Raw genomic sequence first — 23998 nt, 5'->3', positions numbered from 1 at the left:
AACGAGCGGATGAACCCTGCGTCCGATGATTAATAGGCCCCGCGATAGCTAGGCATTAGACTCGGACACGTCGTTCGCCGCGCCACGCGCATCGCGGCATCGCGGCATCGCGATCATGAGCAGCAGGCCGAGCCGCCTCGGCGATCGAATCGTCATGGCGTGCCGCGTTTTTCAGGTCTCGCCATCGTTCGTCGCCATCGATCTCTCCCGGCGCAACTCGCATTGCATTGTTTCGATCGATTTCCAACATGGGCGCGCTATCCGGCTGCGGCACGCACCCGCCCCGGTAGCCGTCGAACCGAATCCGCACACTGATCCGCACCGCGCCGACCGGAAGCCCGAACGCGACGCGCCTCGTCGGCGTCTTGCTCGTACCGCGGCGTGACAGCATCGGCATGAGTTGCTATCCTAGTTCACGACCGACCGTCGGTCAATGAAATGTCGATGCCTCTGTCGATACACACCCGAACGACCAGGAATGCAAATTTCGAGCGTATTCGAACCTTTGTTCGATTACGTTTGCACGCCACGTTTCAAGAAGCTTCGGCTGTCCCTTTCGTCAAGCCAACAACATGGGTATTTATCCAGATTCAAGGTGGCGCCACCACCCGCATATCGAATGAAATCGAGGATCACATGATCAACCAGCAGCGCTATGCTTTATTCGCACTCTTGCTATCCGGATTCGTAACGATTTTCGATTTATTTGTCGTCAATATCGCGATCGTCAACATTGAAAAGACACTGCATGCAAGCTATGTCGAGTTGACGATGATCATCGTGGCTTATGAGCTATCGTTCGGTCTATTGCTGATCACCGGAGGAAGGCTGGGTGATCTATGGGGGCGCCGCAGAGCCTATCAGATCGGCATGCTGTGCTTCACGGTGTCGTCGATTCTTTGCGGCCTGGCGCCCCACGCGACGGTTCTGATCGTCGCGCGCTTCTTGCAAGGGCTATCCGCCGCCGTGCTCTTTCCGCAAATCTACGCCAGCATCCGGGCGGATTTTGACGAGGCCGGCGCCCGCCGTGCTTTCGGATACCTGGGAATGACGCTCGGGCTCGCCGCGATGGCGGGGCAGGTTCTAGGCGGCTTGATCATCTCGGCCAATCTGCTGGAGTTGCAATGGAGAGCCATTTTTTTTATCAACCTTCCCATCGGGCTGGCGGCCCTGGCTTTTTCTCGCCATTTACGAAATACGCCCATCGAACAGAAAAGAAGCCTGGATTGGACCGGCGTCGCTCTTTCGAGCCTGGGGATCTCCGTTTCGCTGCTTCCCCTGCTCATGAGCGCCGTCTGGGGATGGAGCTTCAAAAGCTACGTCCTCACGCTGATCGGTCTGGGCACCTTGTATCTATTCATGCAACACGAGATCCGCTACGCACGCAGCGGCCGCGTCCCTCTCATCAACATGAAACTCCTCAGGGAAAGACGATTCATCAAGGGCTCGTCGTTGGTCATGTGCATCTATGCGACCGCGGGTTCATTCACGTTGGTGTTTTCAATTTTTCTTCAGTCCGGGTTGAAGCTAAGCCCGTTTGAAGCGGGAATGACCTATGTTTCAACCAGCATCGGGTTCGCCATTTCATCGCTATTGACGCCCAAGCTAATCGGCCGATCCGGCCCGCAAGTCGTTTCCATTGGCGCGGCCTCCTACGCGGCGAGTTTCGTCGCGCTGATGCTCGCCGTGCGATATTTCCCGATCCTCGAGCTGCCGTGGCTCCTGATGCCGGTATTGTGGACGCTGGGCTTTACCCAAGGCATGGTGATGACCCCTCTTTTGAATATCGTGCTGGCAAACGTGCAGGAAAATTTCGCGGGCATGGCCGCCGGTGTCGTTTCGACCTTGCAGCAGGTGGGCGCGGCATTCGGCGTTACCGCGGTCAGTACGATCCTGCAGATAACGCTGAAAAAAATGTCTCATCTGCAGGAATTTTCTCAACTGCAAAGCGCGTTCGTCTACAGCATGTTTTTCAACGTGGGAGCCGCCGTCATCGCCAGCTATATCCTGCGGAAGATGTTGAATCAAGCGCAGCGCGCCTGAACGGGATTGCGGCTCACCGCCCGGGCATGTTGCCGAATATCGGCAAAGCATCCGCCTCGACAAGGTTTTCTGACCGGACGCATCGCCAGATGCTCTCCGTCAACGTGCGAGGAACGTACGATAGAGTAGGCGTGACGGATTCTTCGCACTTGCTCGATGCCGACTTCGCGCGCATGCGCCGGCGACACGTTTCCCAAAAGAGAAGCACTCCGGAATTTCGTCGACGCTCGGAACCGGAACGCGACGCCGGCGCATGGCGACCGCCGGGAGGAGCCGGACTTTGCCTTCATGCATTGAATGGGCCGAGGGTCGGTCGATGACAAAAAACGTTGGTGGCATCGAGGACGTAGCCTAGACTTCTGACTTTTGCACGCAAGTTCTGAACCCCACGATGAGATACAAGACAAGCCAGCGGGAGCAGGGAGCGCCCAAAACACCCCGCACCAAGCCAGCCGAGGTACGTCTGGAAGAATTGATGGCGGCGGCCGAGAAGCTATTTTTGGCACAAGGCGTCGAGGCCACCACGATCAACGAAATTGTTGAGTTGGCCGAAGTAGCCAAGGGCACCTTCTATCATTACTTCGCCTCGAAGAACGAACTCCTGGAGGCCATGGGTCAGCGCTACACGGCGCAATACCTCGGCCGCCTGGAAGAGGCCGTTGACGCTTGCGCGGCGGACGACTGGTTAGGTCGGCTGCGCGCATGGATACGGACGAGCATCGAAGCCTACGCAGAAACATATCGCACGCACGACATCGTCTACATCAACCATCACCACCACGCGCGGAACAATCGCGAGAAGAACGCCATTCTCGATCAGCTTCAGGGCATTCTCAGCGGCGGCGCAAAAGCCGGCGTGTGGCGGTTGACGCAACCACGCATCACGGCGCTGCTGATCTATGCGGGCGTTCACGGCGCCACGGACGATGCCATCGCGGCTCGAGAAGCGGATTATTCCGAATTTGCCCGGGCCGTCACCGCCGTTTGCCTGCAGATGGTCGGCGTTGCGGACGAGGCGCAAACGCCCAAGCCGCGCCGTCGGTCGCGGTGATTGCGCCCGTGCGAGCGGCATCGCGGCGATGACGCGAACCCCGACGCGATGATCGCGGATGTGGCGATCCGATTCGAAAGGCGCACGCTGAACGTGCATTGAATCGCGTCGGCTCCCTCATGCGAGGGATCGAGTGAAGGCGTCGATCGAAGGCGTCGGGGCGGCCTCGTCGACCGAAGCAGGAAGCCTGGGGCGGCACCGAGCCCCTGCAGAGCCGCACGCCACGCCTTGCTCGGCACCCGTCAGCGCCGCCTCCAATATCGTCAGGCTCGCGCAGGCGAACATGTCTTGCAGAACCAACGCCGGACGGTTGCCATGCCGCGCAGACCGAAATGTCGCAAGACATCCGGCCGCGGTGATATTGCGCGTCACGGTGATGGCGAGCAAGGCGGCAACTTCGCCATCCGGAAGAAACGGCGAATTCCGCGCGCCGCCCTCCCCCGAGGCTTAAGAGACAGAGTGGTCGGCGCGACCCGCCACAACGAGCCATGGCGCAAAACGGCGCTGCGCGGCTGCGCCGACAAATATCCCGACATGCAACTCGTCGCGTTCGAACAGGATGCCGCATACGCATCTTTCCTGTTTCGCGTCGGAGAACTCAATACAAGCCGCGTCTCGGCGCCGAGAGCGAACTGGAATGGCGGGGGAGTCGATAAGGGAAGAACCGTCAGCCCGCCCTTCGCTAGGTGAGTGAACTTCACTTGGGGACACGGACGAGCGTCGAAGTCGAGCTCACATTGCACATCGACCGACTCGCGGTCAAATGCAACGGCAACTATTTCTGTCTGAAGCGCAAGCCATGCGCTCGCGGGGCAGCCGCGCCGCAATCGAACTGGAACGCGTTGTCCAGCTCCGACGGTTCGTTTCGCGATGCCGAAAACAAGCGCCACCCGCTTCGACAATGCAGGAATTCACCGAACGCGGTACTCCATCGTTTCGACGCAACCTTACATCCGAAAGTTTATTGACCGACCGACGGTCAACAAGTAATAATTTTCATTACTATCTATAACAAGGAGATGACTGATGGCGTCGATGCAGATCATCGGCCTGCTGACCGAAATCGGTCTAGCGGCGGAACTGCTTCAATCGGCAGAATGCGACTGGCAATTACGGGCGGACCTGGGCTTGAGTTCCGCCGAAACACTGGAACTGCAAGTGCGGCTGGAGCGGTTGGGATGCATCGGGTTCTCGCTGTGGGACAAGCATGATCACTCGCTCGAGGAGTTGGACAAGCTGATTGCGTCGATCCCCGACCAAGCCTCCTGTCCTCGCGATCGCGTCACGCCGAGCGGTTCGGCTGCCGGGGAAGCGCAATGAACGCGCGCCTCGCTTCCCTGAACCGACGATTGGCCAGCGCCTTGCAGACCGGAGGCGAAACACCCGCCCTGATCGCGGACGGCCGAGTGATCTCGCATCGGGAATTGACGTCGCATGTCGCGATCACCGCCGAGCGGCTCAACGCCCATGGCATCGGCAAGGGCGATCGCGTCGCGCTCCAGTTGCCCAACTCCGCCGACGCGGCCGTGCTGATGCTCGCGACGCTCATGGCAGGCGCGATACCCGTTCCCATCTTGCCGGCCTACCGCGAGCGGGAACTTCGACACATTCTGAAGACCACTCGCCCGCGCGCCATCGCGTTGACCCGGGGCAGCCGCCGCTTCAGCCCGCTTCAGACAGTGGTCGGCCTGCTCTCCGAAGAAGGCCTGGAAGTCGACCTTCTGTTGGCCGACGGCCCTTCCCGCGCCGACGATCGTCCGGAATGGCTCGATCTCCGGCAATTCTGCCTGGCGCCCGCCGACTCGATGCCGCGCGAACTGCGCCCGGTCGACATGCGCGCCGACGACACCGCGATGATGCTGCTGTCCAGCGGTACGACCGGCTTGCCGAAGGCCATCGCAAGACGGAACGCCGGATACGGATACATGATCGCCGAAGGCTGCAAGGTGTTCGAGCTCAGCCGTTCAGCCGTCTATCTGGCCGCCTTGCCGCTCTCGCACGGCTTCGTGATCAACTGTCCGGGCATTCTCGGAACGCTTGCTTGCGGCGGAACAGTGGTCTTGGCGGCGGACGCTTCCGCACAAACCTCTCTGGAGCTCATCGGCGCGCACGGCGTCACTCACACCACGCTGGTCCCCGCGCTCTTGACGCAATGGATGGAGCGCGCGGACGAATCGCGAGCCGGTTCAGGCACGCTGAGGTACGTGCAGGTGGGCGGGTCGCGATTACCCGCCGATCTCGCGGCGCAGGCCGAATCCCGGCTGGGGGTGCGCATCCAGCAGTGCTACGGCATGAGCGAGGGACTGCTTTGCTTCACCCGCTTCACCGATCCCGACGCGATCCGCTTCAACTCCCAGGGGCGCCCGCTTTCGGACGCCGACGAGATCCTCATCGTCAATGATCGGGACGAACCGCTTCCCTGCGGCCAATCGGGCGAGTTGCTCACCCGCGGCCCTTACACCATCGAACAGTATTTCAACGATCCGGACGCTTCGCGCCGAGCATTCACGCCGAACGGCTACTACCGCACGGGAGACGTCGCCCATCTCGATGCGGCGGGCAACGTCTATATCGACGGGCGCGTCACGGACACCATCAATCGCGGCGGCGAAAAATTCTGCCCGGAAGAACTCGAGGCGTTGATGAAGCGGCACGCCAAATTGAAGGACGCCGCTTGCGTCGGCATGCCTGACGGCCGCTTCGGCGAGGTTTCCTGCCTGTTCGCCGTCGCACGCGACGGTGAACAGGTGTCGCTCGCGGAACTCCGGAGGCATCTGGAAGCCGCCGGAGTCGCCGCGTTCAAACTGCCGGAACAGTTGGTGCTGATCGACGAGATCCCCAGAAAAGGCATCGGCAAGATCGATCGCGCCGCGTTGCGAGCAAGCGCCCGCGCGAACGCACCGGCCGTCGCGGCCGCTTGCCGGACGGGACAAGTATGAGGCGCCTGCAGACCCTTGCCGAAGGGGCGGTGAGATTCAGCGTGGCCGCGACGGCCCCCGTGCGGCATCAACTGGTGGTGTTCCCTCACGCCGGCGGCGGCGTCGACATGTATCGCGCATGGCGCGACTGCCTTCCGGCGCACGTGGATCTGATCGTCATGCAGTATCCGGGACCGACGCGAAGCGACGCGTTCCCGGCCTGGAGCGATCCGCGCGAGGCGATCCGGCGCTGCATGCGAGGGCTCGCCTGCCTGCTGGGCATCGCGCCGATCACCCTTTTCGGCCACAGCATGGGCGCACTGCTCGCCCTGCATGTCGCGTCGGCGCTGACGTCGTCCAGATTCCGCGCGGCGCAGCTCGTCCTTTCATCGCAGATGACGCCGCCCGCGCTGCAGGCAACGCTGCGAACGGCGCAAGACCTCGAGCGCCTCGCGGAAAGCGCGCTCGGCCTGGGTGAAGTGACGGCCCCCGCGAGACTCGATGCGGATCTGCGCGCGGCGGTCGCTTCGGCCGTCGCACGGGATCTGGGTTTGTTGCAACAGCTGGCGAGACTGCCCGTCGGCGACGTTGCGCCGACACGCATCTTCGGCGGCCGGGACGATCCGCTGATCAGCGCCGACGCGCTTGCCGACTGGTCGCGATTTCTGCCGCAAAGCGCGGGGATGGAAGTGTTTCCAGGAGGCCACTTCTATCACCGCGATCAGGTTCAAGCAGTGGTTGACGCCCTCCTGAAGCCGCATCGCGCATCACTCGCGGCGTAGATGCCGCATTTACGCCCATTTCAAACCCGTTACGGGAGAGTCATTATGGATTTCAATCTGTTCAATGCTCAGCCGTTCGCCCCCGATCCCAGCAAGGCGCTGGCCATGTTCCCTCGACTCAAGCGCTATAGCGACGCGCTCGGCAACACCCCGCTGCTGGAAGTCCCGGGGCCGAAGAACGGAGGCCGCATTTTCGCCAAGCTGGAGTCAAAAAATCCGTCGGGCTCCATCAAGGATCGCGTCGCCTTCGGCCTCTTTTGCGACGCGATCAATGCCCACGACTTCAGCCAGGCGCCCCTGAAATTGCTCGATTCGTCGGGCGGAAACATGGCGAAGGCGCTCGCCCATCTGGGTCATCTGTGCGGGCTGACGGTGCAGGTCGTGATACCGGACTCGTCGTCGGAAGAACTGCTCCGATCGCTGGAAGAAAGCCAAGCGATCGTCACGAAAGTGGACCGCAACCATTTCCTGCTCGGGATCATCGCGCGGAGCCAGCAGATCGCCAGCGAAGAACCCGAGTGGACCTTGCTGTCCCAGCATCTGAACCAGGTGAATACCGCGGTGCATCAGCACCATACGGGCGCGGAGATACGCCGCCAACTCGACGGCATGCGCGCGCACGTCTGGGTCGCGGCCGTCGGCACCGGCGGCACGCTCGCAGGCGTATATGCCGCGCTGGCGGAGCAGAACCCCGATGTGCGCGTGATCGGATGCACGCCGCGCGAAATGCCGTTCGGCACGCTGGAGCCGCCCAACGGCCACGCCCGATTCGCGGGCGCAGGCGGCTTGGGCTATGGATTCCGTCAGCCTTTCGTCTCGCTGATTCCCTTCAGCGTGCCTTTCCAGTCGGTGTCGCACGAGGAATCGCTGAAGGCGATGTACGCGTTCTTCGAAGCAACCGGCATCCCGATCGGCGGCTCCTCGGCCGCGAACTGGCTCGTCGCGCGCAGCGTCGCCGAACGGCTGGGGAAGGACGCGAACGTGGTCACCGTGTTCGCGGACGCAGGCAACGATGCCGACCGCGAACGCGGTCGCCAATTGATCGCAATCGAACGACGTGAAACCGGGAGCGCAAGCCATGCCATTGCCTGACAACGACATGATGTCGACCCTCGTCGGCCTCGCCAATCTGGCGCGAACCCGACTCGATGACGGCGCGGGAATGAAAGCCGCGCGCCGGACGATCGCCGAGCGGATCGGCAGCGAAAACATCGTCATCCTTCCGGCGCTCGAGTTGTGCGACATCAAGTTCAAAGCCCAGGCCGACGACCGGCCCAGCGTCGGCGACGTGAACTCGCATACCGACCGGTGGATCGGCGACGACGGCATCGAACTGGGCACGGTGCGCGGCGAAGGATGGAAGATCGCGAGCATCGGGCAAGACGTCATCTCCTACTATCGCGAAACCGCGGAGACGACGCTCGGCAGAATCGAAACGGCGGGCATCTGGAATTCCTCCGCGATCTGGCAGAGCCGTTGGCAATCGCTTTTCGCCACCGGCGTCAGCGGAGCGGTGACCGGCATGTTCGGCGTCCGGCAGCTGTACCAGGAAGTTCCGCGCATGCGCTACAGGTCCTTCGTCTTGCTCATTCCGATCGAAGCCGCCGACGCGTCTTTGCGAGACCGCATCCTGCGCGGATTCGCGGCCGACTGAACCAGGTGCCCCATGCGCAATCAGCTCTGCGAGCGGGATATCGCCGTCATCGGAATGGCCTGCCGTTTTCCCGGCGCGAACGATCCCGACGAGTACTGGCACAACCTGATCAACGGCGTCGAATCCGTGGTCGAGCTCGGCGTTGCGCCGCCCGACAGGCATGCCGTTCCGTTCGCCGCGCCGCTCAACTGCGACGTCCTGTCTTTCGACGCCGCGTTCTTCGGCGTCGGCCATCGCGATGCGGCGTTGATGGACCCGCAGCACCGCTTGTTCCTCGAATGCGCGTGGCATGCGCTGGAAGACAGCGCAACGATGCCCGCGCAGTTGAAAGACGCCGGCCTTTTCGCGGGTTGCAGCAGCTCGTCGTATCTGCACGAACTGCAGCGATCGGAACTGATGGAGAAGTTCCAGCCGTCCGAGTTCGAATTGCAGATCACCAACGATAAGGACTACCTCGCGAGCCGCGCCGCCTGGCACCTCGGCATCGAGGGGCCCGTGCTCGGCGTGCAAGCCGCCTGCGCCACGTCGCTCGTCGCCGTCGCAGAGGCGGTCGAGGCGCTGCGGGCCGGCCGCTGCCGCATCGCGCTGGCGGGCGGCTGCACGGTGCGCCTGCCTCAGCGCGCGCCCTATCGGGCGCAGCAGGGGATGATCTACGCCAAGAACGGCCACTGCATGCCTTTTTCGCGAGACGCAAGCGGCACCGTGTTCGGCAGCGGCGTGGCGCTCGTGGTGCTGAAGCCGCTTTCGGCGGCATTGGCCGACGGGCAGCGCGTGTTGGCGGTGATCAAAGGCTGCGCCGTCAACAACGACGGCGCCGACAAGGTCGGCTTCACCGCGACGAGCGTCTCGGGTCAACGCACGCTCATCGACAAAGCCATGCGAGACGCCGGCCTCGCGCCCGCCGACATACGGGCGATCGAAGCACATGGAACGGGTACGATCGCCGGCGATCCGATCGAGTTCGATGCGCTGAACGCGCTGTTTGTGGCGCAGGGGCCGGCCGGCCGCCAATGCGCGTTGGGCTCGGTCAAGGCGAACGTGGGCCATTTGGAAACCTGCGCCGGCATGGCGGGGCTCGTCAAAGCCGTGCTCGAAATCCGTCACGGCTGGATCACGCCGCAGATCCATGTCGGCGAGGTGAATCCGCGCATCGCGCTCGATGGCAGCCCGTTTTACCTACCGCCGGCCGCCGAACCATGGGACGCGGCAGACCCGCGAAACGCGATCGGCGTGAGCGCCTTCGGCATCGGCGGCACCAACGCACACGTGCTGCTCGCCCGCCCCGGCGCGAGTGATCGCCGCGCGGCGCCGCGTCCGCTCCACTATCCGTCGGCCATCCCGGTGTCCGCGCGCAGCGAGTCCGCGTGCCATCGATTGATGCAGACCTACCGGTCGGAACTCTCCGGCTCGCCCGCCGATGCCCTGGCCTGGAGCGCGCAAACGGCCCGTCGGTCGCAGAGATACCGCGGCATGCTGCACGTCGATTCCGCAGGCGCACTGGAGCCGATCGAGAACGTTCGCGACACGGGCCGCCGCGGGCCGCGCGTCGTGTTTCAGTTCCCCGGCCAAGGGAGCCAGTTCGTCGACATGGCCACGGGTCTCGCGCAGTCGAACAACGCCTTCGCCGCGCTTGTGCGTCGACAGGTGAGCCTGCTGCGCGCATGCGCGGACGTCGACGTTTCCTTCCTGCTGAACGCCGGCGGCAAGCCTGCCGGCTTGTCGGATACGGCGACGGCGCAACCGGCGCTGATTGCGGTTCAGATCGCGATGGCGCGCTTGCTGATGCAACATGGCGTCGTCCCCAACGCGGTGATCGGTCACAGCCTGGGCGAGATCGCCGGCGCTTGCATCGCCGGCATGCTGACCGACGAGCAGGCGCTGCTGTTCGCCGCGCAGCGGGGCCGGTCGATGTCCCGGCTTCCCGGCGGCGCGATGCTCGCAGTCGCGTTGAGCGAGCAAGCGTGCAGCGCGTGGCTGTCCGACGAAGTGTCGCTCGCCGCCGTCAACGGCAGCGAGGCCTGCGTGCTTTCCGGCACACCGGCGGCGATCGGCCGGACGGAATCGGCCTTGAAGGCGCGCGGCGTTCGCTGCCGCACGTTGGCGGTGTCCCACGCGTTCCATTCCGTGATGATGGACCCGGCGTTGCCCGAGCTTGCGTCAGTGGCGCCGACAAGCTCCGCGGCGGCGCCGGACATCCGCTTCCACTCGACCTTGCTGGGCGCGGAACTCGCCGAGGGCGCGCGGCTGGACGCCGCGTACTGGACACGCCATGCCCGCGAGCCCGTGCGGTTCCGCGAGGCGCTCGATTCGCTGCCCGATCGCGGAAAGACGGTTTTCGTCGAAGTCGGCCCGGGCGCCACGCTGACCGCGTTGAGCCTGTCGTCGCGCCCCAAGGATGCGTCGGTGCGCACACTGCGGAGCGAACGCGACGAAACGGAGGACGGCGAGGTTTGGCACACGGCGCTGCGCAAACTGTGGATGGCGGGCCTCGATCTCGACTGGCGCCCTTCGTGGAACGAACCGGGCGAGAACGTCAGGTTGCCTCATTATCCGTTCGACAGGCAGCGGCACGGCGCCGGCGCCGACATGGATGCGGAAACCCGATCGGCGCGCGTGGCGGCTGCGCATCCACCCGCCGGACGCTACGCGACGCTCGATGCGGCGGCCGACGCACTCTGGGAAAAGGCCACCGGAATCGCGCCATCGGCCCCTCATCAACCGTTCAGCGAAGACGGCGGCGACTCCTTGGCGGCAATCCGGCTCGTCGTGCTGGCCGAGTCGGAGCTGGGCGTCGAAATGAGTCTGTCGGACTTCATGCGCACCCCCACCCCAACAGGATTGCGCGCCTGCCTCGCCGCCGCGGGCGCCGCCAACGTCATCGATGCACACAGTTCAGGAAAGGAGATTTGATCATGGCCATCATCAACCATCCCAGGTTCGGCGAATACGAAGTCGAAACCGTCGTGGTGGACGACAAGAGCTCGTTCACCATTGCCTGCTCGCCGCGCAGGCATCTGCTGCCGAGCAACGGCGGCATCCGGTGGCACCGGTATCCGTCGCTCGAGCGGCAGAAAGACGAGGCGATCATGCTCGCCCACGCGATGGACCTGAAGCACGGCCTTTACCGGACAGGCTTCAGCGGCGGCAAGATCGTCGTCAACAGCAAAGTCGGGCCCGACGAAGCGCCGCACGTGCTCGACGCCATCGGCCAGGTGCTCAACCGGTACGACGGATCGATGTACACGGGCTGCGACATCAACACGAGCAGCACCCACATGACCTACCTCAGAAAATCCACGCGATGGATACTGGATGCGATGGAAAGCCCGCAGATCAATACCTCGATCGCGACCGGCTACGGCGTCTGGAGCGCCCTGAGGGCGATACTCGATCAGTCGCCCGGCCGCGACGATGCGCCGCTCGTCGCCATTCACGGGATGGGCAAGGTCGGACGCGAAGTCGCACGGCAATGTCTCGCGCATGGGTACGACGTGATCGGATATGACATACGGCCGAGCGACGACATTCCGGCAGGCGTGTCGATGCTCGACGACGAGGACGCGTTTTGGACGCACGCGTCGGACGTGCTGTGCATTGCGTCGCTGTCCGGCGTACTCGATGCCGATACGGTCGATCGCATCCGCACGCGCTGGGTCGTGAGCAGTTCCAACTCGCCCTTCGCGAGCCCTGAAGCGCAGGCAAAACTGCTCGCGAACGGCGTCCAATATCTACCCGATTACGTCTGCAACGCGGGAGCCGTGATATGCGATAGCGTCGAGCGGTCGTTCCCGGACATCTTTCAGACGATGACGCAGGCGCAGGCGAACGAATACACGGGCGCGTTGATCAGCACCAAGACCGGGGAGCTGCTCAGGCGCGCGCGACTGCTCGGCTGCGACGTGCATACGCTGTTGTCGCGCGTCCACTGAGCAAGCCATGCACGCGCACCGCCGTCGTACCGAATTCCCGCGATCGGGGCGCGGCGCGCGAAACAGCGGCTTGGCCGGGCGCCGCGTCCGTCGAGCAGGCCGGCCCGCTCCCAGCCGCACGTCTTATCCGTCCGGGCCGCTCGTCCCGACGGTCCGCTTTCATCGCGAAACAGCATGTCGACCGGCGTTTCGCCGCAACGTCGAACGCCGCTGCGCCGTGCGCTCGCCGCAGCCATGCCGGCGTTCGCTCCACACGCTTGGGGGCCGCCGCGCAAGCCGCTGTCGCCATGGACATCGCCGGCCGCGGCGTCCGCGTCCGGCGGCCGATGCGCCGCCGATTGCTCGGCGACGGCACCTTGGCGCATGCGATGCCCCTGTTGCGCGCCGACGCTCCCTTCGTAGGCGTCGGCGGTTGGGGGCCGACGAACCGACTCGCGAGCTTCACGGCCGTTTCCCGCCCATTGCGCATCAACCCGGCTACCGGCCGGGCTCGAACAGGACGCGACCGTCCCTGCGCGCTTGAGGCCGGGGCGCCGTCACGCGCGGCGCGCTGCCCGAACGGTTCCCGCAAGAACACCACACGCACTCGATAACCTCTCAGGAAGCTACCATGCAATCCATCAAACCCGGTTCGACTTACGACGTGTTGATCGTCGGCGGCGGCATTCTCGGGCTCGCGAGCGCCTATTACGCGACGGCCAGAGGCTTGAGCACGCTGATCGTCGATCAATTTGGCGTACGGAACGACGTCAACAGCTCCAAGGGCGTCGAGCGCATGTTCCGGCTGATGCAGGACAACGAATCCGAGGCGCGGCTTGCCGAGGCGTCGCTCGCGCTATGGATGGAAATCCAGCTCGCAACGGGTACGCGCCTGCTCGCGATGGACGACCTCCTGTTCTTCGGGCACCGGGATGCCCCGATGACCACCGAAGGCAACGTCGCCCAGGTCCGGAAAACGATGGACGGCATGGGAATGCCGTATGAATATCTGGATTCGCCCGAGGCAATCCATCGGCGCTTTCCGATCTTCAATCTCGCCCCCCTGCCCCGCGATTACGTGGGGCTCGTCCAGGCCGCCAGCGCCTCGATCAACGTGCAGGCGGCGGCGAGAACCTTCCTGCTTGGCGCGAAGCGCACCGGTCGTCTCCACGTGCTCGACGGACAAACGGTCGTGAACGTCGAACATCACCAACAGGCGGCCGACTGCGCGTACGCGCTTCACACGCAGAGCGACGGTGCGTCGATGACGGTACATGGACGCCACCTCATCGCGTGCCCCGGCGTATGGGCGGATTCGGTGCTGCGCGGCCTCGGGCTCAAACAGAGCGGACGCTGGAAAATCTGGCAGATGAACTATGCGTACTGGGACCTCAAGGCAAGCCATCCCAAGATGCCCATCTGGTTCGAGTTCGGCAACGTCGATGCGAGCGACCGGGGAACGTTCTACGGATTTCCTCAATTGGATTTCTCGCCGGCCATGCACAACATGGTGAAGATGAGCGCGGACTACACCTACGACGTCTTCGACGAACCTTCGGCCATCCGGGCCACCGTGAGCGATCGACTGATGCGCGAGCTCACCGAGCATCTCGGGCAGCTCATCGACCCGGACGTCATCGATGCGGATCGTTACCAGCACGCGGGCACGTGCCTCTACTCGATGAGCCCGGACGGCAAGCTCGTCATCGGCCGAATTCCGACGCAGCCGCGCGGCGAGTCGTACCATGCCCGCGCCGCCATGTGCATCATGGAATCGGGCCGGGCATTCAAATACGCCCCGCTGTTCGGCCGCGTGCTGGTCGAGCTGGCCGTCGACGGCCATTCCCGCTATCAAAGCGATCTGGAAATCTTCTCGCCCACGCGCGATGGCCTGTTCGATTCGTTGAACCGCTAGAACGACGCACGCCCCGCCTCCATGGAAGATCGGCTCCGTGACGGGGCGGCGGCCACCTCGAGCCGATGGGCGGAGCGCAGGGTGGAATCCCTCGGCACACGGCGTCAATCCGGAATACGAAGAGAAACATATCGCCGCCGCACGAAGCACGACGCGGAACCCCCCCTTCCTGCGCCACGTGCCGGCATCCGGACGATCGGCCTGCCCCCGCGCCGCCGGCATATCCGCGTCTCGGCGTGCAACTCGCGCGCCCGTCGCGGGTCCAACACGGCGCTTTCGCGTTGCCGCATCCACTCATTTGCCCATCGATCGCCAGCTCGCGACGCATTTTGATACGAGCTTTCCTGTGTACCGTCATCGCGACGAGGTACCGGCCGACACTCACGTATCGTCCAACACGTCATGCTCACATTCGTCAACCAACCGCACGCCGCGTCGTACTATGCGGCAACCCTCAACGACACCACTCGCCATCCGTCGCTGGAAGGCCCGATCGACGCCGACGTCTGCGTGATCGGCGCGGGCCTCACCGGCGTGTCGGCGGCGCTCAATCTCGCCGAGCGCGGCCATTCGGTCGCGGTCGTCGAGGCGTCGAAAGTCGGATGGGCGGCGAGCGGGCGCAACGGCGGCCAGATGATCGGCGGCTTCGCATGCGGAATCGACGCGTTCGGGCCGTACCTGAACGCCGGCGAAATCCGGCTGATGTGGGACATGGGGCTCGAAACGCTTTCGATCGTCAAGGAGCGGATCGCAAAGCATGCGATCGACTGCGCGCTCGTGCCCGGCCATCTGAGCGCCGCGAACAAGCCGCGCGACGTTCGCGCACTGCGCGGCTGGCGCGACGAAGCCGCGCGCCGCTTCGGCTACGATCGCCTGCGTTACGTCGAGCGCGACGCGCTCGCGCAATACGTTCAATCGGACCGCTATCTCGGCGGCCTCTTCGATCCGGACAGCGGCCATCTGCATCCGCTCAACTACACGCTCGGGCTCGCGCGCGCGGCTGTCGGGCAAGGCGCACGCATCTACGAGGACAGCGCCGTCACGCGCATCGCGAGCGAAGCCGGGGCGCACGTCGTATCGACGGCGCGCGGAGAAGTCCGCGCGAAGTTCGTCGTGCTCGCGTGCAATGCGTTTCTCGGCGCGCTCGCACCCGCACTGTCGCGCAAGATCATGCCGGTCGGCACCTACGTGATCGCGACCGAACCGCTCGGCGAGGCGCGCGCGCACGCGCTGATGCCCGCGCAGGCGGCGATCTGCGACAGCCGCTTCGCGCTCGACTATTTCCGCCCCGCGCCCGACACGCGGCTGCTATGGGGCGGCAAGGTCAGCTACTCGACACTCGAGCCGCGCGATCTCGCCGAAGCGATGCGCCGCGACATGCTGAAGACGTTCCCGCAGCTTGCGGAAGTGAAGGTGGACTACGCGTGGGGCGGCTTCGTCGACATCACGATGAATCGCGCGCCGCACTTCGGCCGCTTGTCGCCGACCGTCTATTTCGCGCAGGGCTTCTCGGGACACGGCGTCAACACGACGGGGCTCGCGGGCAAGCTGATCGCCGAGGCGATCGACGGACAGGCCGCGCGCTTCGACGTGTTCGGCAAGATCCGCCATCGCGACTTTCCCGGCGGCGCGGCGCTCAGGACGCCGGCGCTCGTGCTTGCGATGGCGTGGCATCGGCTGCGCGATCTGCTGTGATGGCGCGTCGCGCCGGCGAGCGGGCGCACGCGAGCGCGCCAGACGCCCTGGGCCGCCGCTAGATACGGCGTGACGGCGCGACCGGTCGCCGCCCGCCGCACATAGTCGGCGCCGGACGGACGATTCGAACACCGCGCATGCCGTCGAATCGATGTAGAACATGGACGCACGCGCCGCTTGCGAGATTGCTTGCATGCGCAACGAACATGCGATGCACGGCGCGGCAGCCTGCATTCCAGCCGCCGCGCGACTGCTTCGGCCGATGCCGTCGCGCAATCAACCGCGCACGCCGTCATCGTTCGATCAGAACGTTTCCCAGTCCGCGGTCGCGTCCGCCGCAGCCGCTGCGCGCGCAGCCGGAACGACGGGCGCGGCCGGGGCCGCCGACGGGGCCGGCTTCACGGCGTCGACCACGCGCACCGCATGCGCCGCGCGCGGCGCGGTCACCGTCGACGTCGACGTCGCGGACGCCGACGCGCTCCGTCGATGCGAAGCCGAATCCGCCGACGCGCCGTCGAGCCGGAAAAACGCGACAGTCTGCTTCAGCTCGCGCCCCTGCTCTTCGAGCGAATGCGACGCGGCCGCCGCCTCCTCGACGAGCGCCGCGTTCTGCTGCGTGACCTGGTCCATCTGCGTGATCGCGAGATTCACCTGCTCGATGCCGCGGCTCTGCTCGGCCGACGCCGCCGCGATCTCGCCCATGATGTCGGTCACGCGCGCGACCGCCTGCGTGACTTCGGCCATCGTCTTGCCCGCTTCGCCCGCGAGCGCGGAGCCGTCGCGAATCTTCTGCACCGACGCGCTGATCAGATCCTTGATTTCCTTCGCCGCGCTCGACGAGCGCTGCGCGAGGCTGCGCACTTCGCCCGCGACCACCGCGAAGCCGCGCCCTTGCTCGCCCGCGCGCGCCGCCTCGACGGCCGCGTTCAGCGCGAGGATGTTGGTCTGGAACGCGATCCCTTCGATGATGCCGATGATTTCGGCAATCTTCGACGAGCGCTCGCTGATGTCGGTCATCGTGTCGACGACCTGGCCGACGACCGAACTGCCGCGCAGCGCGACGTCCGACGCATTGGACGCGAGCCCGCTCGCCTGCTGCGCGTTGTCCGCATTCTGCCGGACGGTCGACGTGAGCTCTTCCATGCTCGATGCGGTCTCCTGCAGCGAAGCCGCCTGCTCTTCGGTGCGCGACGACAGATCGAGGTTGCCGGCCGCGATCTGCCCGGAGGCGGTGGCGACCGCATCGCTGCCCATGCGCACGCGCTCGACGATGCCCTTCAGGCTGCCGTTCATGTCGGCGAGCGCTTTCAGCAACTGGCCCGTCTCGTCCTTCGACGTCGTGTCGATGCGCGTCGTGAGATCGCCGTCGGCGACGGTGCGCGCGAACTTCACCGCATCGCCCATCGGCTTCGTGATCGAGCGCGAGATCAGCACGCCGAGCCACAGCACGACCGCGAGCACGGCCGCCGCCGCGGACACCTCGAGCGTCACCGCGCGATCGATGATGTCCTTCGCTTCGTTCGAGCCGGCCTGCCCGAGATCGGCGTTGAACGCGCGATGCGCGGCGAGCGCCGAGTCCATCTGCTTGGCGATCTCGATCATCCGCGTGCCCATCAGGTCGCCCGCCTCCTGCTTCTTGCCGTTGCGCGACAACGCGAGCACGTTGTCGCGCACCGCGTCGAGCTGACTCATCAGCGCGCGGTCGGTCGCGAGCATCTCCTTGTCCTTGTCATTGGACAGCAGCGGTTCGTACTTCGTGAACTGATCGTCGACGTTGCGCCGTTCCTGCGCGATCTTCTGTTCGAAATCCTTCGCCTGATCGGCATTCGTCGAGAGCACGTGCTGATTCACGAGCAGCAGCATCGAATCGAATGCGCGCTGCGCGTCGTCGAGCACGACGAAGCTCGGCACCGTATTGACCGTCGAATAGCTGGCGGCCGTGTAGACGCGGCGGCTCTCGTAGATGCCGAAGCCGGTGATGGCGCACAAGGCGACGAGCGCGGCGAGAATCAGCACGATCAGCCGGGCGCCGATCTTCATGTCGTAAAAGAGTTTCATTTTTCAGGCGCGAGTAGCAGACGCGGGTAACTGTGGGGGCAACGATTCGGACAACTGCAAGACAGAGGCGCGTTCGACGACGGATGCCAATCGTGTGAAAATTGATCGTGCTTCCGTCATGCATTTGTATGGTTCGAACGCATTCTGCGCATAGCTATCCGACACCGTTAGCCCGGTATACGGCACGCGTGGGCATGTACTGAAGTGCTGCGCATCAGATTCGACGTCGATACGCGATCGACGTCGACACGCGTGCCGCATCCGCGGCTTTTCGTCTACATTTTCAGGGCGTTCAGATCGTGCCCGGCAACGGGCTCGACGCGAGCACGGCGGCTGTCGCGAGCACGCCCATCAGCACCAGCGATTCGATCTGCAGCACGATGCCGAAGCGCCGCAATGGTCGGACGAATGCGTTCGATTTCGGCGAGGAGCCGTCGAGCGTCGTCAGCAGAGAAGGCATCTCGAAGAAGCGATTGTGTCCGCCGAGCGCCGCGGCGATCGCCACGAGCGCGAGCTTCAGCAAGAGCACCTGCCCGTACGTCGAGCCGAGCAGATTCGCGGCCGCGCCGACGCCCCTCCAGCCGTTGTACGCGCCCGTGCCGAACAGCACGACGAGTGCGAACGTCGCCGCATCGGACAGCGACTGCACGAACGCCGCGCCGTTGCGCCGATCCGCGCCGGGCGCATCGGCGAGTTGCGGCACGACGACGTACGTCGCGATCGCCACGAGCCCGACCCACGCGCTGATCGCGAGCAGATGCAGCCAGTCGACCCACACCGGCACGCTGAACAGCCCGGCGTCGACCGGATGTCCGCCGTTGCTGCGCGCGAGCGCGACGCCCGCGAGCACGAACCACAGCGCGAACGGGAAACGGGCGTCGCCGCCGGACTTCGACAGCGACAGCCCGACGACCGCGAGCATCAGCACCGCGCTGACGAGCCATGCGTGGCCGTAGCCGGTTCCCACGAGCATCGAGCGGACGGCGGGCCACGCGTCCCACAGCGCCGATTCGCTCATCAGCGCGCAATGCACCCAGAACGCAAGCACGCTCGACAGCAGCATGCCCACCGCCGCGATCCGCAGCGCGCAAATCAACCGGCGACTCACTTGCGCCTGCCAGGGCGACGCGGCGCGCGCGAGCCACTGATCGCCGAGCAGCGCGCCGACGACGACCGCGAAGGCTGCGCTCTGCAACGCGACGCCGACCAGCCGCAACATGCCGAGGAAACCGTCGTTCATCACTTCACCTTGAACACGTAGGAGCCCTTGGTTTTGTGCGCATCGGCCGTCATCACCGTCCACTGGACGGTGTACGCGCCCGGCGCGAGCTTCGGCACCGCGAGCGTCAGCACGCGCGGGTTCGCCGCGTCGACGCGCGCCTTCTCCGCCGCGACGGGCGCGCCGTTCGCATCGGCAACCTTCACCGTGCTGAACGTCGATTCGAGGCTTTCGTTGAACGTGAGCCGCAGCGCGTCGGGCGCCGCGTCGACGGTGCTGCCCGCCGCCGGCACGGCGCTCTCGAGCTTGCCGTGCGCGAGCGCGACGGCGGGCGCCGCGGCGGCGGAGATGACAGCGGCCGCGATCGCGGCGAATCGAAGCCGCGGCGGGTAAGTGAATCTCTTCATGATTTCCAATCCTGAATAATCGTGGCGAAGCGGCGTCATACTTGTGCCGTCATTGCTTTTGCAGCTTCACGACGGTGAGCGCGCCGTTCACCTCTTCGGCGACAAAATCGATCTTGTCGCCGGTCTTCACCTGCGACAGCATCGCCGGGTCCTTGACCTTGAAGACCATCGTCATCGCGTCCATGCCGAGGTTCTCGAGCGGGCCATGCTTGATCGTCAGCCTGCCCGCGGCCGCATCGATCTTCTTGATTTCGCCGTGCGACATGCCGGCGTTCGCGGCGCCCGCCCGCTGCGCGCCGCCCTGCATGTCCATCCCGCTCATCTCGCCCGCCGCCTGCGCGGCGGCCGGAACGGCAAGCGCACATCCGATCGCGATCGTCGCCAATACGTTCTTCATGGTGTCATCTCCTTCGTTGGGGGTGGAAAACGAACCGGACGCCGCCGCCCGGCCCGGTAAAACTCAGTTGTCCGGCAATTCGCCGGTGTATTCGTACGCGACGGTTCCTTTCGGATGCCTGAACCAGCCCGGATCGCGGTAGTCGTTGCGGCCGAGACCCTGCCGAACCTTCACGACCGTGAACATCCCGCCCATCTCGAGCGGGCCGAACGGCCCGGTGCCCGTCATCATCGGCAGCGTGTTGTCGGGCAACGGCATTTCCATCCCGCCCATCGCGCCGCCCGTGCTGCCCATCGCCATGTAATCGGGCACGAGTTTGTTGATCCGCTTCGCGAGATCTTTTTGCGGCACGCCGATCAGGTTCGGCACCTGATGCCCCATCGCATTCATCGTGTGATGCGACTTGTGGCAATGGAACGCCCAGTCGCCCGGACGATCCGCGACGAATTCGATCGCGCGCATCTGGCCCACCGCGACGTCGACCGTGACCTCCGGCCAGCGCGCGGCGGGCGGAATCCAGCCGCCGTCGGTGCCCGCGACTTCGAATGCGTAGCCGTGCAGATGAATCGGATGATTGGTCATCGTCAGGTTGCCGAAACGAATCCGCACGCGGTCGCCCGCGCGCACCGGCAGCGGATCGATGCCCGGGAACACGCGCGCGTTCCACGTCCACATGTTGAAGTCCGTCATCTCGTTCACGCGCGGCGTGAAGCTGCCGGGATCGATGTCGTACGCGGACATCAGGAACACGAAATCGCGATCGACGGGCATCGCGCCGCGATCCTTCGGATGCACGATGAACGTGCCCATCATTCCCATCGCCATCTGCACCATCTCGTCCGAATGCGGGTGGTACATGAACGTGCCGGGTTTCTCGAGCCGGAACTCGTAGACGAATGTCTTGCCGGGCGGAATGTGCGGCTGCGTGAGGCCGCCGACGCCGTCCATCCCGCACGGCAGCAGCATCCCGTGCCAGTGGACCGTCGTGTGCTCGGGCAGCTTGTTCGTGACGAACACGCGGACCTTGTCGCCTTCGACGGCCTCGATCGTCGGCCCCGGCGTCTGTCCGTTGTAGCCCCACAGATTCGCGTTCATCCCGGGCGCCAGTTCGCGCACGACGGGCTCCGCGATCAGATGAAATTCCTTCCAACCGTTCTTCATCCGCCATGGCAGCGTCCAGCCGTTCAGCGTGACGACGGGCGTGTACGGGCGGCCGTTCGGCGGCGCGAGCGGCGGCTGGGTCGCGGCCTTCGCCATCGTAGGCGCCTCCGGCAGCGACGCGGCGCCGGCCTTGCTGACGAGCGCCGCGCCCAGCAGCGCGGCTCCGGAGCCGCCGAGAAAAGTTCGACGTGACACCATCTTCATTAACCTTCCGAATTCGTGGATGACGCGGGCGGCGCCGCGAGCGCGGGAGCTTGCCCCTGTGCGTGTGATGCGGGCGCGGGCGCGGCCGGCGCGGCGGACGATGCCGGCGCGACGGGCGCTGAAGCCGGCGATGCCGGCGCCGCGATCGCCGAAGCGGATGCCGACGACGAAGCCGACGAAGCGCGCCCGGCCGACGCCGCGGCGGGTGCGGCCGGTTGCGACTCGCCCGCCGCCTGCGCGCCGCGCGGCAAGCGCCCGCCCATCGCCTGCTGAAGATCGGTCTGCGCGAGCCAGTAGTCCTTCAGCGCTTCGATGTAGCCGTTCACCGCGCCGACCTGGTCGCGCGAGTCGGCAAGCAGCTCGAACACGCTGACGAGCATCCCGTTGTAGCGGAGCAGCATTTCGTCGGAGATCGTCTTGCGCAGCGGCACGATCTCGTCGCGGTAGTGCTTCGCGACGTCGTAGCGCGTCACGTAGGCCGCATACGATTCGCGCACTTCGGAGCGCGCATCGATCGCGGTCTGCGCGAGCCGGTTCGCCGATTGCAGGTAAGTCGCCTTCGCCCGCGCGACCTTCGCGCCGCCCCAGTCGAACAACGGAATCTCGACGCTGATCTCGTAACCGTGCTCGTGGCCCTTGTCGGTCTCGTAGTTGTCGAGGTAGCCGGCTTCGAGCGCGTTGACGAAGCGCGTCGCCTGCGTGAGGCCGAGCGACGTCGCGACGCCCTGCGTCCTCAGCTTCGCTGCCTGGATGTCGAGGCGGTGCGCGATCGCGAAGCGCTCGACGCCGTCGAGCTGCGGCCGCTCGGCGGGCAGATCGGGCAAGCGATCGGGCAACTCGTACGCGGTCGACGCGCCCCACAGGCCCATCGCGCGCGTGAGCTTCTCGCGCGCCGCGACCGCGCGCAGCCGCGCGCTCGCGAGTTGCGCGACCGAGTCCGCATAGAACGCCTGCTCGCGCGCATCGTCGAGCCGGCTGAAGTTGCCCGCCTGACGCATCCGGCGCGCAAGCTCCGCGCCGGCATCCGCCGAATCCGCGACCTGCTCCGCGTAGGCCGCCGCCTGCGCGGCCGCGACCGCTTCGACGTACGCGCGGCGCGCATTAGCCGCGACATTGAGCATCGCGTCGGCGGTCTCGAGCTTCGTCTGCTCGAAGCGCCGCCCCTCGATCCTCGTCGCGAGCGGCAGCGTCAGAATGCTCAGGACGCCCATCGAAAAGGTTCGGCCGATGCTCAAGTCGTTGCTCGAGTGCGTGCGGCTGAACGTGAAGCCCGGATTCGGCAGCCGGCCCGCCTGCACGAGATCGGCCTCGGACAGGCCGAGCTCCGCGTACGAAGCCTGCAGCCCGCGATTGTTCAGGAGCGCGATCTGTACCGCGTCGTCGATGCCGAGCGGCTTCGACAGCAGCGCCTGCGTGCGGCGCGCGGCCGCGTCGCGGTCGGCGTCGGTCTTCACCAGCGCCGCGTCTTTTCCGAGCCGATCGGAAGCCGCGGCCGAGACGGCGTCGAAGCCGCCGTCCTTCGAAAAGGTCGTGCAGCCCGCGGTGAACGCCAGCACCGCGGCCGCGGCGCCGATCCGCAGAGAAGTGAGGCGCGTCGTCATTGGGCCGCCTCTTCGTGCATCGCACGATGGCCGCCATGGCCGTCGCTACCGCCGTGTCCTGCATGTCCTGCATGTCCTGCCTGTCCGGCTGCTGCGTCGTCACCCGCTCGGATGGGTTTCGCGGCCGCGCGGCGCGGCGGTTCGGCCACCGCGCGGTTCAATTGCTGCCAGGTCGGCCCGTCTTCGTCGCGGTAGCGGCGGTAGCCGTCGAGTGCGGACGGCGCCACGATCGCGGGCACCGACGCCGCGGCGTCCGCCGGGTCGGCGAACGTCGTCGTCGCGTGCACGAGCGCCGGCCATGCCGCCGACGCGCCGAGCAGCGCTGCGGAAATCTTTCGCATGAAATTGTCTCGTCGTCAGGCATCCCGGCGGCGCGCGTGCGCGCCGTCAGGACGAGTTTGCGTATCGCGGCAAGCGCGCCGCGACCCGAGGGATCAGACGAGAGAGATTCGAGGCGGCCGTTCGATGCCGCCCGTCAGGAACGACACCGCGCCGGCGTCGTGAGGAAGGAAAAGCGCGATGCGCGTCGCGTCGAACGACGCCGACGCGACGGAGCCGGCCGGCAAGCCCGCGCCCACACAGCAAGATACGCAGGTCGCGCATGGGTGCGCGTGATGCGCGCCGCGCGGATCGGAGTGCCGATGATCGTCGGCGGCCACGGCCGCGTCGTTCGCACCGTGACCGTTTTCCGCCGCGGCTTGCGGCAGATGGTGGGCAGGCGCGCCGCCGTCGCCGCGCGCGGGTTCGCAATTCATCGAGACGGCCGCCAGCGACTGAACCGGGAGGCTCAGGGCCAACAGCACGATAACGAGGAGCTTGCGCCAATATGACATAGGGGCGGAGTCTAACATGCGTCGACGACGGCCGTAAGCGCTTTCTGCACGTCGAACGAAATGCGGCGGCGCGGCGCTGCCGCGCTGGCAGAGCCGGCCGGCGCTCGGCGGACGCAACGCAACGCAACGCAACGCAACGCAACGCAACGCGG

General features: G+C 65.5%; 21 protein-coding genes. 12 read left to right on the top strand and 9 right to left on the bottom strand.

Features of this window, described 5'->3' with window-relative positions; translation table 11 throughout:
* Nucleotides 1-55 precede the first annotated feature (55 nt).
* On the bottom strand, nucleotides 56-397 hold the full coding sequence (locus X946_RS33785; protein ID WP_152611713.1) for a hypothetical protein: 342 nt from the start codon (nucleotides 395-397) through the stop codon (nucleotides 56-58).
* A 239-nt stretch (nucleotides 398-636) separates the two neighbouring features.
* Between X946_RS33785 and X946_RS13230 the strand changes: the two genes are divergently transcribed.
* The 12 genes from X946_RS13230 (at nucleotide 637) to X946_RS13180 (ending at nucleotide 15966) form a co-directional block, all read left to right on the top strand.
* Nucleotides 637-2043 (top strand): MFS transporter, encoded by a 1407-nt coding sequence (locus X946_RS13230; RefSeq protein ID WP_038748236.1) that lies wholly within the window; start codon nucleotides 637-639, stop codon nucleotides 2041-2043.
* A gap of 391 nt (nucleotides 2044-2434) precedes the next feature.
* Nucleotides 2435-3094, top strand: a complete 660-nt coding sequence (locus X946_RS13225; protein WP_038748234.1) for a TetR/AcrR family transcriptional regulator — start codon at nucleotides 2435-2437, stop codon at nucleotides 3092-3094.
* Between the two features lie 288 nt (nucleotides 3095-3382).
* Entirely contained in the window at nucleotides 3383-3784 is a 402-nt protein-coding gene (locus X946_RS33780) for a hypothetical protein (RefSeq protein WP_152611712.1), read from the top strand.
* Between the two features lie 336 nt (nucleotides 3785-4120).
* Nucleotides 4121-4414, top strand: a complete 294-nt coding sequence (locus X946_RS13220; RefSeq protein ID WP_038748232.1) for a hypothetical protein — start codon at nucleotides 4121-4123, stop codon at nucleotides 4412-4414.
* Entirely contained in the window at nucleotides 4411-6033 is a 1623-nt protein-coding gene (locus X946_RS13215; protein ID WP_038748230.1) for an AMP-binding protein, read from the top strand. The genes X946_RS13220 and X946_RS13215 overlap by 4 nt, the downstream gene beginning before the upstream one ends.
* Entirely contained in the window at nucleotides 6030-6794 is a 765-nt protein-coding gene (locus tag X946_RS13210) for a thioesterase II family protein (RefSeq protein WP_038748228.1), read from the top strand. The genes X946_RS13215 and X946_RS13210 overlap by 4 nt, the downstream gene beginning before the upstream one ends.
* 45 nt (nucleotides 6795-6839) lie before the next feature.
* Nucleotides 6840-7886, top strand: coding sequence for a pyridoxal-phosphate dependent enzyme (locus tag X946_RS13205; RefSeq protein WP_038748227.1), 1047 nt, complete (start codon nucleotides 6840-6842; stop codon nucleotides 7884-7886).
* Nucleotides 7873-8448: an allene oxide cyclase barrel-like domain-containing protein gene (locus tag X946_RS13200; protein ID WP_038748225.1), complete on the top strand. Its 576-nt coding sequence runs from the start codon at nucleotides 7873-7875 to the stop codon at nucleotides 8446-8448. The genes X946_RS13205 and X946_RS13200 overlap by 14 nt, the downstream gene beginning before the upstream one ends.
* A 12-nt stretch (nucleotides 8449-8460) precedes the next feature.
* Nucleotides 8461-11358: a type I polyketide synthase gene (locus X946_RS13195; RefSeq protein WP_081989555.1), complete on the top strand. Its 2898-nt coding sequence runs from the start codon at nucleotides 8461-8463 to the stop codon at nucleotides 11356-11358.
* A gap of 2 nt (nucleotides 11359-11360) precedes the next feature.
* A complete protein-coding gene (locus X946_RS13190) occupies nucleotides 11361-12377 on the top strand; it encodes a Glu/Leu/Phe/Val dehydrogenase dimerization domain-containing protein (RefSeq protein ID WP_038748224.1) in 1017 nt (338 codons plus the stop codon).
* A gap of 610 nt (nucleotides 12378-12987) precedes the next feature.
* Entirely contained in the window at nucleotides 12988-14271 is a 1284-nt protein-coding gene (locus X946_RS13185; RefSeq protein WP_081989554.1) for an FAD-dependent oxidoreductase, read from the top strand.
* Between the two features lie 402 nt (nucleotides 14272-14673).
* Nucleotides 14674-15966, top strand: a complete 1293-nt coding sequence (locus tag X946_RS13180) for an NAD(P)/FAD-dependent oxidoreductase (RefSeq protein ID WP_038748222.1) — start codon at nucleotides 14674-14676, stop codon at nucleotides 15964-15966.
* Nucleotides 15967-16269: 303 nt separating this feature from the next.
* Here X946_RS13180 and X946_RS13175 read toward each other — a convergent pair whose 3' ends face one another.
* From X946_RS13175 to X946_RS13140, 8 genes are all read right to left on the bottom strand, one after another.
* Nucleotides 16270-18024, bottom strand: a complete 1755-nt coding sequence (locus X946_RS13175; protein WP_038748221.1) for a methyl-accepting chemotaxis protein — start codon at nucleotides 18022-18024, stop codon at nucleotides 16270-16272.
* 292 nt (nucleotides 18025-18316) lie between these two features.
* On the bottom strand, nucleotides 18317-19264 hold the full coding sequence (locus X946_RS13170; RefSeq protein ID WP_038748219.1) for a CopD family protein: 948 nt from the start codon (nucleotides 19262-19264) through the stop codon (nucleotides 18317-18319).
* Nucleotides 19264-19650, bottom strand: coding sequence for a copper homeostasis periplasmic binding protein CopC (copC, locus tag X946_RS13165; RefSeq protein WP_038748254.1), 387 nt, complete (start codon nucleotides 19648-19650; stop codon nucleotides 19264-19266). Before copC ends, X946_RS13170 begins: the two co-directional genes overlap by 1 nt.
* Before the next feature lie 49 nt (nucleotides 19651-19699).
* The gene (locus X946_RS13160; RefSeq protein ID WP_038748218.1) at nucleotides 19700-20047 is read right to left on the bottom strand and encodes a copper-binding protein; all 348 of its coding nucleotides are present in this window, start codon (nucleotides 20045-20047) and stop codon (nucleotides 19700-19702) included.
* 63 nt (nucleotides 20048-20110) lie between these two features.
* On the bottom strand, nucleotides 20111-21412 hold the full coding sequence (locus X946_RS13155; RefSeq protein ID WP_038748216.1) for a copper oxidase: 1302 nt from the start codon (nucleotides 21410-21412) through the stop codon (nucleotides 20111-20113).
* Nucleotides 21412-23013 (bottom strand): TolC family protein, encoded by a 1602-nt coding sequence (locus tag X946_RS13150; RefSeq protein WP_038748214.1) that lies wholly within the window; start codon nucleotides 23011-23013, stop codon nucleotides 21412-21414. The genes X946_RS13155 and X946_RS13150 overlap by 1 nt, the downstream gene beginning before the upstream one ends.
* Entirely contained in the window at nucleotides 23010-23354 is a 345-nt protein-coding gene (locus X946_RS13145) for a hypothetical protein (protein WP_038748212.1), read from the bottom strand. The genes X946_RS13150 and X946_RS13145 overlap by 4 nt, the downstream gene beginning before the upstream one ends.
* 93 nt (nucleotides 23355-23447) lie before the next feature.
* The gene (locus tag X946_RS13140) at nucleotides 23448-23846 is read right to left on the bottom strand and encodes a hypothetical protein (protein WP_038748210.1); all 399 of its coding nucleotides are present in this window, start codon (nucleotides 23844-23846) and stop codon (nucleotides 23448-23450) included.
* Nucleotides 23847-23998: the final 152 nt, after the last annotated feature.

It is taken from the genome of Burkholderia sp. ABCPW 111, assembly GCF_000773065.1.
GTDB lineage: Bacteria > Pseudomonadota > Gammaproteobacteria > Burkholderiales > Burkholderiaceae > Burkholderia > Burkholderia savannae.
This window is presented reverse-complemented; position numbering and strand designations above follow the sequence as displayed.